This window comes from Candidatus Dormiibacterota bacterium (assembly GCA_035635555.1).
Lineage (GTDB): Bacteria > Acidobacteriota > Polarisedimenticolia > Gp22-AA2 > Gp22-AA2 > Gp22-AA3.
The window spans coordinates 38630-53787 of sequence record DASQAT010000026.1 but is presented as its reverse complement, the minus strand read 5'-3'; the positions used below and the strand labels follow the sequence as shown (position 1 = coordinate 53787).

The 15158-nt window shown below is 65.7% G+C and carries 9 protein-coding genes; 1 reads left to right on the top strand and 8 read right to left on the bottom strand.

Features of this window, described 5'->3' with window-relative positions; genetic code table 11:
- Positions 1-403: 403 nt before the first annotated feature.
- From VEW47_06335 to VEW47_06310, 6 genes are all read right to left on the bottom strand, one after another.
- Positions 404-1642 carry a hypothetical protein gene (locus VEW47_06335; GenBank protein HYS04793.1) on the bottom strand — a complete coding sequence of 413 codons (1239 nt, stop codon included), beginning with the start codon at positions 1640-1642 and terminating at the stop codon, positions 404-406.
- 821 nt (positions 1643-2463) lie between these two features.
- Positions 2464-4563: an alginate lyase family protein gene (locus VEW47_06330; GenBank protein ID HYS04792.1), complete on the bottom strand. Its 2100-nt coding sequence runs from the start codon at positions 4561-4563 to the stop codon at positions 2464-2466.
- A 43-nt stretch (positions 4564-4606) separates the two neighbouring features.
- A complete protein-coding gene (locus VEW47_06325; GenBank protein HYS04791.1) occupies positions 4607-5257 on the bottom strand; it encodes a polysaccharide biosynthesis/export family protein in 651 nt (216 codons plus the stop codon).
- Between the two features lie 189 nt (positions 5258-5446).
- Positions 5447-6937 (bottom strand): YifB family Mg chelatase-like AAA ATPase, encoded by a 1491-nt coding sequence (locus VEW47_06320; protein ID HYS04790.1) that lies wholly within the window; start codon positions 6935-6937, stop codon positions 5447-5449.
- A 153-nt stretch (positions 6938-7090) separates the two neighbouring features.
- Complete coding sequence (locus VEW47_06315) at positions 7091-8872, bottom strand: CRTAC1 family protein (GenBank protein ID HYS04789.1); 1782 nt, start codon at positions 8870-8872, stop codon at positions 7091-7093.
- Positions 8872-9966 carry a tetratricopeptide repeat protein gene (locus tag VEW47_06310; protein HYS04788.1) on the bottom strand — a complete coding sequence of 365 codons (1095 nt, stop codon included), beginning with the start codon at positions 9964-9966 and terminating at the stop codon, positions 8872-8874. Before VEW47_06310 ends, VEW47_06315 begins: the two co-directional genes overlap by 1 nt.
- 91 nt (positions 9967-10057) lie before the next feature.
- Between VEW47_06310 and VEW47_06305 the strand changes: the two genes are divergently transcribed.
- Positions 10058-12286, top strand: a complete 2229-nt coding sequence (locus VEW47_06305) for a CRTAC1 family protein (protein ID HYS04787.1) — start codon at positions 10058-10060, stop codon at positions 12284-12286.
- Positions 12287-12301: 15 nt separating this feature from the next.
- On the opposite strand, the gene VEW47_06300 is transcribed toward VEW47_06305, so the two are convergent.
- A complete protein-coding gene (locus tag VEW47_06300) occupies positions 12302-14047 on the bottom strand; it encodes a CRTAC1 family protein (protein ID HYS04786.1) in 1746 nt (581 codons plus the stop codon).
- Positions 14047-15141, bottom strand: coding sequence for a tetratricopeptide repeat protein (locus VEW47_06295; protein ID HYS04785.1), 1095 nt, complete (start codon positions 15139-15141; stop codon positions 14047-14049). Before VEW47_06295 ends, VEW47_06300 begins: the two co-directional genes overlap by 1 nt.
- Between the last annotated feature and the right edge of the window lie 17 nt (positions 15142-15158).

The following is a 15158-nucleotide window of genomic DNA, read 5'->3' as shown; positions in this document are numbered from 1 at the left end:
CGAATCCCGTGAACGGACCCTGCAGCACTCGGACTCGAGTTCCCGTGTTCAATCGGACGGGCCGAAGCAACTGCCGGATGCCATCTTTCTCAATCTGTCGTACGGAAGCGAGGGTCGCGTCGGTGACCGCGAGGGGCGTCGTACCGCTCATCAGCACTCTGACGAGACCGGGTTGCCACCGCAGCCGCGCATAATCCCGGGCGAATTCGAATCGGGCGAAGAGGTAGCCGGGGAAGAGGGCGGCTTCCCGCCACGAGGGGGAGTTCCCTCCTCGGACCGGCCTTCGGATCCGGGGACAATAGACCTCGAGCCCCGCCTGGTTGAGTGCGGCCTCAACGGGGCGCTCTTTGTTCGGCTTGGTCTGGATCGCGTACCAGGGCATCGCCAGTCCTTTGTCCCGGTCCTAGAAGACCTGGAAAACCAATCCAAGGAAAAGTGTGTCCACAGTCAAATCCTCGCCCGAGCCCTCGGCTGCCGTCTGCTTGCGCCGCCGGGCTTCTCCCGAAATACTGAATCGCGGATCGAGTGTGACCGAGCCCCGGATGGCGCCACCGGTGTACGTGAGCGCAGTCCGATCCCCCGATTCGAGAACCGAGTCGCGGGTCCCATACTCACCGAACACCCCCAGCGAAGCCGACCGTCCGACGGTTCCCGAGATTCCGGCATAGGCGTTCTGCGCCACGGTCACCGTGGCGACGCCTGCGTCGGCGTCCAGGCTCCGGCGGTAGCCCGAGACGAAATCGAAGCGCCGGAAGGGGTGGTGCAATGTCGCCGCAGCCATCAGCCAGTTGCGGCTATCCCCTTCGCGGGTGACACGCGACACTCCCGTCGACAACACATACCCGGCGCCCGCTGGGGGCCCGTGGGACCAGGACACGTCCACCCTGTGGGCCTCTGCGTCGGCGGTCGACTCGCTGAGGAAGTCGAAACGGGAGTAGCCGTACGTGGAGGAAACGCTGTCCCTCAGCCCGACCTGCTTCTGGATGCCGAGACGGCCGGAGTAGGTATTGACGTCGACTGACGGCGTCAGATCGAGCCGCTCGAGACGGGATGAGCCACCGACTTGCAGGACGAGCGATCGCGACACGCTGGTATCGAATCCTGCGTCGGATACGCTCCGCCAACGATGGGTCTGCCGCGTGAGAATGATGGTTTCGTCCGTCGGCGCCGCCCCTATCTGGAGCGGGTTGCGGCTGTAGAAAAAGTGCTCGAAGAGATTGAGGTGGGTGCGACGGGTGACGAGGTATCGGCCATCGAAATGGAGCGCATGATTGATCGTGTCGAACTGATTGTTGCTCCCGTACCGTGTGTAGAAGGCATCGTAATTCGCCGACCAGTCCGTCCTCTGGCTGCTCTTGTGATCCGCAAGACCGGCTCGGAGGTCCGTGATGGAGTCGCCGTTCGATCCTCCGCTGTCGGACCGCAGGGCGGGATTGGTCGTGTATCCCCCTCCCACGCCGACGCTGAACTTGAAGTCACCGCGTGTCGGAGCCGCCCCATCCTGCACCTGGGCGCGAAGGAGTCCCGCCGGCAGACAACAGGCTCCGAGGAGCAAAAGCAGGATCCGGCGTCCGGTGCTGCGGGAGAGGACCTTTCTTGAGGTCACCGTGAAGAGGTCCAGTCTTGACCAGATCTTGATCACGGAGGCCTCAGGCGTTGTACCTACACAATTTCGCGCGCATGAATACCCCGAGGACCCGGTAGCTGCCATCAGGTACTCACCTGGATATCCGATTGGAGAAACCCTGCCCGCTGGTCTGATAATCGGTGTCGGACCGGCAAAATTCCTTGTCCGGTTCCTGCCGAAAACGCATCGGGGTTTTGCCTCCGCCACGATTTCGATCCGCGTGGGCGTCGCTACGCCCGGCGCAGCACGCCGGCCTGATGCGGAACCTGATGTCCTGGGCAAGGATTTGCAGGGTCGTCTAAGCCCAATCTTCCAGGCCACGATGGGATATATGCGGACCCGCCATCCCGTGGCGGAGCAGGAGGAACTTCTCGATCTCACCGGATCTGCTCGGAAATCCTGCCTGTGATGACCAGGTTGGGCGTACCAATGCGGTACCACGTCTCTTGTGGAAGAATCTGTCTGGCAGACCCAGCCCTGACTTGGAAGGAGACGGCCTCACACCCCTCCACTCTGGATATCCGGGCCTGAGACTGTGCGAGGTCGTTCATCGACAGAATTCTCATGTAAAATTGACGTTAAAATGTCGCTTGGAGCATGAATACACTTAGAATGTCGCTGGGGACTTCGGCTTCCCGGCCAGCGGCCACACGAAGCCTCAGACCCTACGACGATCTCGTAAGCACTGACCTCTCGGAGGGTTGGCAGAACCCCTACCCTGCAGCGTGACCACCCCACGTCGTCACTAGCAGGCGATCAGAAATCTATTCGAGATTACGTTCGAATATACCGGGTTCCTGGGGGGAGTCAAGGAAGAATATCATGGGGTGGAGCCATCAACTCTTGGTTTTTACAGTTTGGAAATCTCCCGCCGTATCAGCACTTTCGAGACAGGCAAGAGTCATCTCGTAATGAAGCCTGCAAGGCACATCTCCCTCCCATTCGACCCGCACGGTTCGGGCTCTCTGCGTGACGCCGTAGGAGGGAGAATGCAGGTCATCCTCCACCCACGTCCGTCTGCCTTCCGGAGATCGTTTCCACAGGAAATTCAGGATCAGTCCACGTTCGTGGCTACGGGCGGTCCAGCCTTCGTGCCCGGACGTGACGCTCCAGCCGGGAGCCAGGTGGAAGCTGGCCAGGCACCGGTGCCGGCCGTTCCCATCGAGCCGATCCTCGATCTGGATGTTGCTGCTCGATCGGTTCATGAGCACGCTCCGGCGATGAACGACACCGGCGGGAAGACGCCGGTATCCCTGGTGCTCGGCCCGCAGATAGGCGTATCGCTCGCGCGAGCGCCAGCGCAGCACACGGGGGGCGTCCTCCGGAATCAGACGGAATGGCTCGTCGGGAAACGGATTGATCTCCTCGTCGTCGACCTGCAGGACATTGTGCGCGCGCGTGGAGCGGAAGCGGTTTCGCAGCGACAGGTCCGAGGCGTAGAGGCCGGTGCCGCGATCGGGCAGGACCTCCAGGCCGAAGGCATAGAGATCGAAGGCCAGAGTGTCGTTGTGGGCGTGGCTGCCGTTGTTTCTCTGCCCGATGCCTCCCGCGTCCACCACCATCTGGATGCTCCCGGCGCCCAGCTGGTAAATTCCTGCGTGCCGAAAAGCATGACAGCGGAAGCCCGGGGATACGTCGAGGGCTCGCAGCGAGTCCCTCCAGGCGAGAAACGGCCGTCCCAGTACCCAGGCCCCTTCCACCCAGGCGTCGCCGGCGAGCAGGAGCCATTCCGATCGGCGGAAGAGATACGCCCCCAGCGCCAGGAGAGGCCTCCAGTCGCGGCGCGGACGATGGTATTGAGAGAAGATGAGGAAACGGCCGTCGTCGTTGTCTCCCACTTGAGGGAGCGTCCCGTCGGGCCGAATCAGGATCGCCACCGCCTCGATCATTTTTTCCAACGTCTCGAGATAGGGCCCGGGGAAGGCCCCCCCTCTTTCGGATTCCAGGAGCGCGGGAAAGAGGAACATCTCGGTGACGAAGGCGTGGTAGGAGAGAGAGGCTTCATAGTGGAGCCCGTCCGCCGTGACCTGGCGCTGCATCTCGGAAAGCAGTTTCTCGCGGGCGAACTCTCTCCAGTTTCCGGCCTCGCGGAACTCGGCGAGACCGAGACCACAGAGGTACAGACCGGAAAGGTTCGAGACGTAATGGTTCCCCCGAACCGGACCGTCCTCCAGGTTGTCGAGGATGAATCGGGCGTGGAGGAGCAGGGACTTGAGCAGCTCACCCCAGAACCGGTCGTCCCCCGCCCCGCGGAGAAATCCTTCCGAGGCCAGGATCTGCGCAGCCCTGATCGCCACATCCATCGTGCAGCTCCAGTTGATCCCGCGATAGACGGGGTTTTCCGCCACGAACGAGGCGATGTGGGACACCGCGCGCTCCCTGAAGGCGGGGTCACCGCTCAGCGCCGACGCCATTCCCAGCGTGGGGAGATGCTGGAGACGGGAAATCTCCCAGGGAACCTTGTAATCCTGTCCACGATCGGGTGCATGGACCATCTCGAGAGAATAGACTCCGCGCTCCCAGCGCTGGCCCGACTTGAAGTCGCGATGCCAGTCGGGATTCGGCCCGAGATTCACGGGCCCGGACCCCAGGAGGTCGAAGATTCCGTCCGTCACGGCGCGTGCCGCCGCCAGGATCGGCTCGCACGAGACGGGCACCGCATCTCGAAGAGTGCCCGCGGTCGTCGCGCAATGACTCGAGGCGGGGACCAGCGGGACGCCCTCACGGCGTCGCGCGACCAGGTCGGCCAGCGAGGACGCGGGGGAGGTCATGCAGGAAAGCAGGTCGGCATCGCTCAGGTGGGTGACGCGCCGGCGGTTCCGGAGCCTCCGCGCGTATCGCACGACTCGTCCCGACAGGCGGCGCAGTCCCTCCCCCGCCGGAAGGGAAAGGGCCTTCCTGATGTCCCAGGTCAGATCGGCCAGGCGGTAAGTCACTGTGCGTGGGGTTGCGATCGCGGCCTGTCTACTTCGCACCCAATCAGCGCACCACCACCGTGTCGCCGGATTGGAGAGTCAGATTGTCGTCCGGCTTCTTGCCGGAGACGATGGCTTCATACGAGACCTCGATCACCTTCTCCCCCGAGGGAGTCTTGCGAAAGATCGCGATCTTCTTCTTCCCTCCGAACGGAGTGATTCCACCCGCCATGGAGATCGCCTGGAGCAGGCGCACCTGGGACTTCGGCGTGACTGGACCGGGGCGGACCACTTCACCGAGAAGGTAAATCTTGATGCTGTTGATCTCCCGGACGACGACCGTCACCGACGGGTTGCTCATGAATTCCTTCAGACGGACCTGAATCTCCTTCCCGAGCTCCGCCGGGGTCTTGCCGGCGGCGGCGATGTCCTGGATCAACGGCAGGGAGATCTTGCCATCCGGCCGGACCGGAACCTCACGGGTCAAATCCGCATCCCGCCAGACCGAGACCAGAAGCACATCCTCCACTCCGATGCGGTACTGCGGCTCCGCGGGGTAGACCTCCTTGGCCGTGCCCACGACCGGCTTCCCGGAACTCTCCTGCGGGCTCGGCTCCGCCGCTGGGGGCTGGTCCTGATCGGGGGAGGCGGCGAGCACCTGCGCCGGAATCGACAGCGCGATCCCGGCACACCAGAGAGCCAGAACTCTGATCAAACCTTCTCGGGCTGCAGTCATGGAAAGCGGCTCCGCTTGAGCCGCTGCCTTATCATCAACTGACGTGGGCGAGAAACGGCGTCGTTTTATTTTACAGCCAATTCTCCGACCGTCAATATGAAATGCAGCGACGCGTGGATGCCTCCGAGAGAGTCAAGAAACCGTCACCGTCCCGAAATTCCGGAACACCTACTCGGAGCCTGCCTCGTAAGGGCGGAAGACCGGCCTGTCGAGGCAGCGGTACTGCACCGCCTCGGCGACATGTCGAGGCTCGACCGACGTGGCGCCTTCGAGATGGGCGACGGTGCGGGCCACCCGAACGATCGCGTCATGCGCCCGGGCCGAGAGCCCGAGGCGACGGATGGCCTGCCGCAACATCTGCTGTGCCGAGGCCAGCGGCGCCGTCTCGATTCCCTGTTCGCGCCTTCGTCTCGCGGCCGCGACACGGGCGGCCACGACCGCGGAAGGTTCTCCGGGCGCGGCTCTCGCGAGGTCTCCGAGGGAGACCGGTGGCACCTCCAGGTGCATCTCGAAACGATCGAGAAGAGGTCCCGACACTCGCGAACGATACTGCGCCACCTGGGCCGGCGTGCACGCACACGCTCGATCGCTTCGCCCCAGCTGGCCGCATACGCAGGGGTTCATCGCCCCCACGAGAGTGAACCGGCACGGCATCCTTGCGGCGTAGCCGATGCGATTGATGACGATCGCACCATCCTCGAGCGGCTGCCGCAGGACGTCGAGGGTCGTGCGGCCGAACTCCGCCATCTCGTCCAGGAACAGCACGCCATGGTGCGCCAGGGTCACTTCGCCGGGTCGCGGCAGTCGACCACCCCCCACGAGACCCACGCCGCTGATCGTGTGGTGCGGGCTCCGGAAGGGTCTTGCCCTGACGAGACCCGGCTCGCGCAGGAGACCCGCGGCGCTGTAGACGCAGGTCACCTCGATCGACTCATCGAGCGCGAGCGGCGGCAGGATACCGGGCAGCCGCCGCGCGAGCATGGTCTTGCCGCAGCCGGGCGGCCCGATCATGAGCACATGGTGACCGCCGGCGGCCGCCACCTCCAGCGCCCTCTTGGCGTGCGCCTGCCCCTTCACCTCCGAGAGATCGAGTCCGAATCTCGACGAATCCGGCTGGTAGGTGGCGGCCTCGGAACGCTCCGCGCGTCGCTCTCCCCGCAGGACGGCGGCCGCGTCGAGCAGCCGCTCGACGCCGTGCACGCCCGGCCCCGGGACGGACAGCGCCTCCTCGCGGTTGGGGAGCGGCACGATGACCTCGTCGATCCCGCTGCTGCGCGCCAGGAGCGTCGCCGGCAGGCAGCCGGGCACCCGACGGACCGAGCCGTCGAGGGCCAGCTCTCCGAGAACGAGGATGTCGGCGAGCCTCTGTGCCGGAAGGTCGCCGTTCGCCGCCAGAATGCCGAGGGCGATCGGGAGGTCGAGGGCGGAACCCTGCTTGCGCAGATCGGCCGGAGCCAGGCTGATCGTGATCCGGCTCGGCGGCACGGTGAACCCGGCGTTCCGGATGGCGGCGCGCACGCGGTCCGCGCTCTCGCGCACGGCCGCGTCGGGGAGCCCGACGGTGTGGATGCCGGGCAGGCCGCGGTTGATGTCGCATTCGACGAACAGAGGGATCGACTCGATACCGAGGAGGGTGGCGCTCCGGACCCGGGCCAGCATGGACCGCTCCGGCGGCGGGGTGTCTTCAAGCAAGGCGCCCCCAGCCGCGACCATCGGCTCTCCGGGACGCGGTTGCGGTATGTGGATGGTAATTGCGCGCGGAGCCTTGCGTCAAGTCGACGCCTGCAGGCGATAGCCGCAGGCGGTCCGGGATCAGCGCGGCACGGTGCCCCGCCCGGAGCTGGCGACGAGACCGCTCCCCTCGCGGATGACCAGGAACTGGTCGGCGGCGACGGGGCCGATTTTCTCGACCCTCTTCTCATTCGCTGGCCAGCGGACCTCGATCGAGTCGACTTGCGCGGCGGCGCCGAGACCGACATGCAGGCGCATGTCGTTCTGCGACAGGTAGGAGGAGGCGCTGCGCACTTCCTGAACCTGGGTGCGGCCGGCCGCTCGCACGGTGACGCGCGCCCCGATTCCGTCGCGGTTGCAGCGCACCCCCTGGAGTCGCAGGGTGATCCAGTGACCGGCGGTGTTTCCGCCGTCGTTGCGCAGCAGCGTGACCCTGCGGTTGCTCGTCGTGAGCACCAGGTCGCGGTCGCCGTCGTTGTCGTAGTCCGCCGTCGCCAGGCCGCGGCCGGTGTCCATGGCGTTGAAGTAGGCGCCGCGCGCCCGGCCGACATCGGCGAATCTGCCGCGGCCGTCATTCTCGAACAGGAACGGCCGCTCGGCGTAGGTGATGATGTCGCTGTCCTGCTCGATATCGTCCATCGGGTGGCCATTGGTCACGACGATGTCCAGGTCGCCGTCGTTGTCGTAGTCGAACATGTCTGTCCCCCAGCCGGTCATCAGGAGACTGACCTCGCCCAGACCGGCCGGATAGGTATCGATGGAGAACGGTCCCTTGCCGCCGAGATTGCGATAGAACTCGTTGGTTTCGTGGGTGAGGTTGGTCACGAAGAGGTCCTGCCAGCCGTCGCCGTCCAGGTCGCCTGCATCGACGCCCATGCCGGACTGGGGCTTGCCGTCTTCGCTGCAACAGACCCCGGCGAGCAGGGTCACGTCCGTGAATCGTCCGTTGCTGTCGTTGCGGTACAGCCTGTTGGGCGTCGCGTCGTTCGCGACGTAGAGGTCCTCGTCGCCGTCGAGATCGTAATCGAACCAGACCACCCCCAGCCCCTTGCCACCCGGGTCCCAGATTCCAGAGCGGCGCGAGACTTCCTTGAAGGCGCCGTTCCCCTCGTTGTGGTAGAGCGCGTCGGGGAGCCCGGCGTAGGAGTCCGGGTGGCAGTAGGAGCGGCGGTTGGAACGCAGATTGCCGCAGAACTTCTGGTCGTCCAAGGTGAAATCAACGTAATTGGCGACGAACAGGTCCAGCCGACCGTCATTGTCGTAGTCGGCCCAGGCGGCGCTCGTCGCGTACAGGCCGTTCTTGACGCCGGCCTGTTGGGTGACGTCGGTGAACGTTCCATCGCCGTTGTTGCGGTACAGGACCGACGGGCCAAAGTTCGTGACGTAGAGATCCTCGTCTCCGTCGTTGTCGTAATCGCCGGCCGTACAGCCGTTGCCGTAGCCCGAGGCGTTGGCAACGCCCGCCCGGTCGGTCACATCGACGAACGTCCCATTCCCTGCATTCCGGAAGAGTCGCGAGTGCGCAGACCCGGCGGGACGCGGAGTCCCGGGGAGCGCCCCGCTCTGCACGAAGTAGATGTCCTCCCACCCGTCGCGGTCATAATCGAGCCAGCAGACCCCCGGGGGCACGGTCTCGAGGTAGTATTTCTGCCCCGTGCCGCCGTGCGTGTGGACGACGCCGTCCAGTCCGGCGGCGGCCGTGACGTCAACGAAGGTCACAGGAGCCGGCCCCTCTGGGCCGAGGGGCTTCGGCGGATCGGCCGCTCCGGCCCGGCCCGCCACAACCGGCACTGTCACGAACGCGCCCGCCGACAGGAGCACGATGAGCAGACCCGGCACACCCGGCGGCCCGCACTTGATCATCAGTACCCCAACTTCTCTTCGGGGATCGTCTGCAGGGCGGCGAATGTCGTGAGCTCCCGGTTGGACGCCTCCTGGTCGCCGCGCGCGAGGTAGAGGCCGGCGAGGAGGTAGTGCGGCCGGCTCAGCTTCGGATCGAGACTGGTCGCCTTCTTCAGAGCCTCGAAAGCCTCCTCGCGCCTCCCGAGCCGGATGAAAATCTGGCCGATCTCGTCGTAGATCGGTGCGTGGTCGGGAAAACGGACGGCGAGCCCCTGGTATTCCGCCAGCGCTTCCGGATACTTCTTGTCGAGCAGGTACTGGACGGCCGTCTGGCTGCTCGCCTTGACCCGGGCCTCTTTCTCCTGCTGTGACCTGCTGCGACCGCTCAGTTCGGCGTACGCCGCCTGCTGCTTCGCCGCTTCTTGCAGACGTCCAGCGCGGGCGCAGGCGTTCGCGAGATTGAAGCGCGCGCCGACGTGATTCGGGTCGACCTGCACGGCCTTTTCCAGGGAGGCGATTGCCTCCGGGTACCGCTTCAGGGCCATGTAAGTGAGGCCGAGGCTGTAGTAGGCGTCCGGCACATCCGGCTTATGCTCCACGACGTACTTGAGGTGCTCCTCTGCCTCGTCATACTGCCGGCTCTGGTAGGCGACGACGCCCAGGTTGTAGTGGACCATGAGCATGTCGGGATGGGTTTGCAGGACTTCACGGAGGGCCGCGGCCCCCGGGCCCAGCTCGCCCTGGTGCAGGAGTGTCCGAGCCAGGAGCAAGCGCGCCGGCACGTCCTCGGGATGGCCCTCCAGAAATGCCTGCAGGAAGGTCTGCGCCTTCCTGAGCATCCCGAGGTTCACGTAACAGATCCCCAGACTGGCGGTGATGCGCGACTCATCCGGGTCGATTCGAGCGGCCTGTTCGTAGGGCACGACTGCCTCGGCGTAGTCGCCGTCCTGGAACGCTGTTTCCGCGCGGCTCAGGAGTGACTGCAGCGTTTCGGAGGGATGCGCGCCCGGAGCGGTGGGTCCCGTGCCGCGTTCGTCCCGAGCGCAGCCGGAGCTCACGGCGCACAGGAGAGCCACGACCATGCTGCGGGCGTGGGCGGTGTCTATCAAGATCATATGTCGAGAGATCATAGCAGATCCCAAGGGCCACGCTGGAGAGCGGGGGGATCGGCTCGCCCTTCCGTAGCGCTTGATATAATCGGGCCCTATGAACGCCGACATCCAGGCGTCGATCGCGGTACTCCTCTCGGCCGGCCTGACGTTCCTTCTGTCGGGATGCAGCGGAGAGCAGGAGTCCTCAAGAGCGACGACCACCCCGGCCACCTCAACGGAAAGCGGCACGCGGCGAATGGCAGCGCGCCTCGACGAAATCACCGGCGGCCTCGATCCGGTGAAAAACGTGTTTCTGAACACGCAACGGGCCGCGCGCATGCGGGCCGAAATGGAGCAGACTCCCAGCGCGAGGGCAGACCTCCTGCCACTGCTCGCCGACGAGCTGTTGAGAGCCGGCAGGACTGAGGAGGCGATCGCGATCAGCCTGTCCCTCCTGCATCCCGACACGCTCCATGCTCCTCCTGCGGTCGGGACCCACAGATTCCTGGGCCTCTGTTACATGCGGTTGGGCGAGCAGGAGAACTGTGTGGCCCACCACGGCATCGACTCGTGCCTGGCACCGATCAAGGGGAGTGGTTTGCATACCGTGACGCGCGGCTCGCGATCCGCGATCGCCGAGTTCGCCGCCGTCCTCGGGGACCATCCGGACGACCTCGGCGCCCGCTGGCTGATGAACATCGCCTACATGACGCTCGGGGAGTACCCGGACAAGGTGCCGCCGAAATGGCTCATCCCGCCGAAGACCTTCGCCTCCGAGTACGACGTCGGGCGCTTCTACGACGTCGCGCCGAAAGCCGGTCTCGCGATCCAGGGGCACGCGGGGGGCGCCATCATGGAGGACTTCGACCAAGACGGCTTCCTCGACGTGATGTTCTCGTCCATGGGGGTGCAGGACCAGCTCCACTTCTTCCACAACAACGGCGACGGCTCGTTCACCGACCGGACGGAGGCGGCCGGTCTCATGGGCGAGACCGGCGGCCTGAACATCATCCACGCCGACTACGACAACGACGGACACCCCGACGTCTTCGTCCTGCGGGGCGGCTGGATGCAGAAAGGGGGGCGGTATCCCACCTCGCTCCTGCGCAACAACGGCGACGGGACGTTCGAGGACACGACCGAGAAGGCCGGCGTCCTCAGCTTCCATCCGACGCAGACAGGGGCCTGGGGCGACTATGACAACGACGGGCGGGTCGATCTGTTCATCGGCAACGAATCGAGGGCAGGGGACACGCACCCGAGCGAGCTGTACCACAACAATGGGGACGGCACCTTCACCGATCGCTCCGTCGAGCTGGGGAACACCGATTTCGGCTACGTGAAGGGGGTCGCCTGGGGCGACTTCAACAACGACGGAAGGCAGGACCTGTACGTCTCCGTCCTGGGCGGCGACAATCTCCTGTTCCGGAACGACGGCAGGAGGGCCCGGCCGGGGCCGCGCGGCGAGGAGTGGCAGTTCACCAACGTGGCGGCTGCCGCCGGCGTGACCGGTCCCAGGGACAGCTTCTCGACCTGGTTCTGGGACTACGACAACGACGGCTGGGAGGACCTCTACGTCGGCGGATACAAGATCACCGACCTGTCCGACGTCGTCGCCCTGCACTTGGGGGAGCCGACGCGCACCGCGCTGTCGCGTCTGTACCGTAACAGGCATGACGGAACATTCGAGGATGTCACCCACGCGGTGCGTTTCGACCGAGTGGCGTTGCCGATGGGGTCCAACTTCGGCGACCTCGACAACGATGGGTGGACGGACGTCTACATCGGGGACGGCGAGCCGTGGCTCGGGACTCTCATTCCGAACCGGCTGCTCCGGAACGCCGAGGGGAAGACGTTCCAGGACGTCACCTACTCGGCCGACGTCGGCAATCTCCAGAAGGGGCACGGCGTGGCGTTCGGCGACATCGACAACGACGGCGACCAGGACATCCTCGAGGAGATGGGCGGCTGGTTCGAGAGCGACATGGCGCCGGCGGTGCTGTTCAAAAACCCCGGCCACGGAAACCACTTCATCACGCTCCGCCTCGAGGGCCGGCGCTCGAACCGCTCGGCGATCGGCGCGCGCATCAAGGTGCACCTCACGACCTCGGCGGGCCCGCGCGACATCTATTCCACAGGAGGCACGGGCGGCAGCTTCGGCGGCAACAGCCTGCAGCAGGAGATCGGCCTTGGCCGGGCGACCGCGATCGAATGGATCGAGGTGCGCTGGCCGACACCCGGGGAGCCGCAGACCTTCCGTAACCCGAAAATGGATCGCGTCTACCGGATCGTCGAGGGCGATTCGAATTTGGCGGCCATTGACGTGCGCCGCATCGACTTCTGAAGTGGACCGCGCGACTCAGCGTGAGGCGGTTCCCGGCCCGGACTTCGCGACGATGCCGCTGCCTTCGCGGATGATGAGAAATTGGTCCGTTGCGGCCGGGCCGACCTTCTCTACCTTTTTCACTTTCTCGGGCCACCGGATCTCGATCGAATCGACCTGCGTCGCGGCGCCCAGACCGAAGTGCAGGCGCATGTCGTTTTGGGACAGGTAGGACGACGCGCTGCGTACTTCCTGCACCTGCGTCCGGCCGCCGGCTCGCACGGTGACGCGCGCGCCGATGGCGTCCCGGTTGCAGCGGGTCCCTTCCAGGCGCAGAGTGATGAACCGGCCCGCGGCGGCGCCGCCGTCGTTGCGCAGGAGTTTGGCGTGGCCGTTGTTCGCGGCGACAACGAAGTCGAGGTCACCGTCGTTGTCGTAGTCGGCGGTGGCCAGGCCGCGCCCGACGGCCGGCGTGCCGAAGTAGGCGCCGTGGGCCCGCCCGGCGTCCGCGAACTTCCCGTGGCCGTCGTTCTCGAACAGGAACGGCCGCTGCGCGTAGGTGATGATGTCGCTGTCCAGGGCGATGTCGTCCATCGGGTGGCCGTTGGTCACCACGATGTCAAGGTCGCCGTCGTTGTCGTAATCGAACATGTCCGTCCCCCAGCCGGTCATCAAGAGACTCACTTCGCCCAGACCGGCCGGGTAGGTGTCGATGGAAAAGAGCCCCTTGCCCCCCAGGTTGCGATAGAACTCGTTCGTCTCGTTGCTCAGGTTGGTCACGAACAGGTCCTGCCAGCCGTCGCCGTCCAGATCCCCCGCGTCGGTTCCCATGCCGGACTGCGGCTTGCCGTCCTCGCTGCAGCAGACACCGGCCAAAAGAGTGATGTCGGTGAACCGGCCGTTGCCGTCGTTCCGGTACAGCGTGTTGATCGTGGCGTCGTTGGCGACGTAGAGATCCTGGTCGCCGTCCGCGTCGTAGTCGAACCAGACGACGCCCAGCCCCTTGCCGTCCGGATCCCAGATGCCGGAGGCGCGCGCCACCTCCTTGAATTTCCCGTTCCCCTCGTTGTGATACAGCACGTCGGGGAGCCCTCCGTAGGCATCGGGATGGCAGTAGGAGCGCCGCATGGTGCGCGCGTTGCCGCAGAACTTCTCGTCGTCCATGGTGAAGTCGACGTAATTCGCCACGAACAGATCGAGACGCCCGTCGTTGTCGTAGTCGGCCCAGGCTGCGCTCGTGGCGTACAGGCCGTTCTTCACGCCCGCCTCCTGGGTCACGTCGGTGAAGGTGCCGTCGCCATTGTTGCGGTACAGGATCGACGGACCGAAATTCGTGACGTACAGGTCTTCGTCGCCGTCGTTGTCGTAGTCGCCGACGGTGCAGCCGTTGCCGTATCCCGAGGCGTCGGCGACCCCGGCCTTGTCGGTCACGTCGACGAACGTGCCGTCCCCCTTGTTCCGGAACAGGCGTGAATGGGGCGTCCCGGCGGGGCGCGGAGCCCCGGGCAGCGGCCCGCTCTGGACGAAGTAGAGATCCTGCCAGCCGTCGCGGTCGTAGTCCAGGAAGCAGACGCCGGGCGGGACCGTCTCGATGTAGTACTTCCGCCCCGTCCCGCCGTGGACGTGGACGACGTCGGCGAGCCCCGCCGCCGCGGTCGCGTCGTTGAAGGTGACCGCCGACCCGCCGGAGGTTCCTCCCGGCCCGGGCGCCGCCGCCAGGACGCCCGCGATCAGGACCGCGCCGCTGAGGACCCGCGCTGCGGGGCGGGCGAGTCTTCCCATCAGTAACCCGACTTCCCTTCGGGAATCGTTTCGAGCGCGGCGAACGTCGTGAGCTCGCGCTCGGCCGCCTGCGCGTCCCCACGCTCGCGGTAGAGACCCGAGAGCAGGTAGTGCGGGTCGCTGAGCTTGGGATCGAGCGTGGTCGCCTTCTGGAGCGCGGCGAAGGCCTCCTCCCGCCGGGACAGGATGATCAGGATCTGGCCGATCTGGCTGTAGATCGAAGCGTCGTCCGGGAAGCGGGCGGAGAGCGCCTGGTACTCCTGCAGCGCTTCGGGATACTTCTTGTCGAGCATGAACCGGATCGCCTTCACGCTGCTGGCCTTGATCTGGGTGTCTTTTTCCTTCTGCGCCTTGCTGTGGCCGCTCAGATCGGCGTACACGGCCTGCTGCTTCTCGGCCTCCTTCATCCTGCCGGCCCGGGCGTAGGCGTTGACCAGGTTGAAGCGCGCCCCCACGTGTCTCGGGTCGACACGCACCGCCTGTTCCAGAGAGGCGATCGACTCCGGGTACCGCTTCAGCGCGAGATACGTGAGGCCGAGAGTGTAGAAGGCGTCGGGCAGGTCCGGCTTCAGCTCGCAGGCCCGCTTGAGGTGCACCTCCGCCTCCTCGTAGAGTCTGCTTCGGTACGCGACGAAGCCCAGGTTGTAGTGCGCCATGACCAGGTCGGGATTCGTCCGGAGGACCTGACGCAGGGCCTGGGCCGCCGCTCCCAGGTCCCCCACACGCATCAGCGTCCGCGCCTGCACCAGCCGCGCCGCGGGGTCATCTGGATGCCGCGCGAGGAACTGCTCCAGAAGGTCCTGCGCCTTCTTGACGAGACGGTTCTTCAGATAGCAGGTCGCGAGGTTGACCGTGGCGCGGGACTGATCGGGATCGATCTGCACGGCCTGCTCATACGCCATCTGCGCTTCCAGGTAGTCGCCGTCCCGAAACGTATTTTCGGCGTGCGACAGGATGGTCTGCAGGGATTCGGTGGGCCGTGCCGCCGGGGTGGATGGTCCGGTCTCGGGACCGCCGCCCGGGCAGCCGGCGAGCGCGGCGCACAGAAGAACGGCGGCGACGGCCTTGCAGACGGCGGGCGTATCGCGGGTCATCGCGGCCGGATCTTAGC

Excerpts from the sequence above, each read along its gene's own strand:
- VEW47_06300 (HYS04786.1), bottom strand. The coding sequence starts at position 14,047 with ATGGGAAGACTCGCCCGCCCCGCAGCGCGGGTCCTCAGCGGCGCGGTC.
- VEW47_06295 (HYS04785.1), bottom strand. The coding sequence starts at position 15,141 with ATGACCCGCGATACGCCCGCCGTCTGCAAGGCCGTCGCCGCCGTTCTT.
- VEW47_06310 (HYS04788.1), bottom strand. The coding sequence starts at position 9,966 with ATGATCTTGATAGACACCGCCCACGCCCGCAGCATGGTCGTGGCTCTC.
- VEW47_06320 (HYS04790.1), bottom strand. The coding sequence starts at position 6,937 with ATGCTGGCCCGGGTCCGGAGCGCCACCCTCCTCGGTATCGAGTCGATC.
- VEW47_06315 (HYS04789.1), bottom strand. The coding sequence starts at position 8,872 with ATGATCAAGTGCGGGCCGCCGGGTGTGCCGGGTCTGCTCATCGTGCTC.
- VEW47_06305 (HYS04787.1), top strand. The coding sequence starts at position 10,058 with ATGAACGCCGACATCCAGGCGTCGATCGCGGTACTCCTCTCGGCCGGC.